Annotated in this window: 2 protein-coding genes; both read left to right on the top strand. The window is 37.4% G+C overall.

Features of this window, described 5'->3' with window-relative positions; genetic code table 11:
* Positions 1–438: ORF6C domain-containing protein (locus ESZ50_RS09030; RefSeq protein ID WP_187387605.1), on the top strand; the 438-nt coding region annotated here is incomplete at its 5' end.
* 135 nt (positions 439–573) lie between these two features.
* On the top strand, positions 574–902 hold a 329-nt coding region (locus ESZ50_RS11750; protein ID WP_187387604.1), incomplete at its 3' end, for a hypothetical protein.

Raw genomic sequence — 902 nt, 5'->3', positions numbered from 1 at the left:
CGTAAGTATTTCATTGAAGTTGAGAAGCAAGCAAATCAACCTCAAAAAGCCACTCCAATGTTGGCACTTAAACAGACATTTGAGGTATTGGAAAACCATGATGAACGTCTGGACTCTCTAGAAGAGTTTAAACAAGACTACGAGGAAAACCGACCTATCGATGGAGAGATGCCTTTAGCGCTTGAAAAAGCTCGCAAGCGTCGAGTAATGGAGATCGTTGGTGGTAAAGGCACTAAAGCTTACGAAGAGTTTTATACCGACATTCTACGAAACAAAGTATTCCGGGATTACTCAGATCGTTTCATGGTTGCCCGTTATCGAGATACCAAGGTTAAAGATTTTCATGATGCTTTGGCGTTCTTAGAAGATTGGGAGCCAAGCAAAGAAACTCGTTATGCAGTTGAATATGCCAACATGCAAACAACACTAGACGTTTAGGCAAAATAAATTAAACGAATTAATCTTTCGCCTTTTTTAAAATAAAAAAAATCAGGCTTTATGATTAATTTATTAGCAAGATCAAACGGTAAGTACTTAGATAAAATTTTTTCAACTAAGAAAGAGGAACTAATTATGATAATGACAACAGAAGAAGCTCGCAAAGTGACAGAAGACAGCCTATATGACATCGATCAAAATCAAGGACGTATGATCATGACTTTGGGGAAGTTACAAGAGGCCAAGGAATTAATCGATGAGGCGGATGCACATAACCAGCTAGATGAGTTATTAGGTACGTTACCAGTTATGAGTGGAGAAATCGGTAAACAAGTCTACGAACTTAAAAAGATCCTTGGAATTGAGCCTAATAGCTTTGAAAAGGAAGTCTATGAACAAGACCCCAAAAAAGAAGTAATTCATGATTATTTGGGACTTTATGAATTGGTAGATGAGCTTTACAA

Source organism: Weissella muntiaci, assembly GCF_008107635.1.
GTDB classification, from domain to species: Bacteria; Bacillota; Bacilli; order Lactobacillales; family Lactobacillaceae; genus Weissella; species Weissella muntiaci.
Note: the sequence above shows the minus strand (reverse complement) of the source record. Positions and strands in the feature narration are given on the sequence as shown.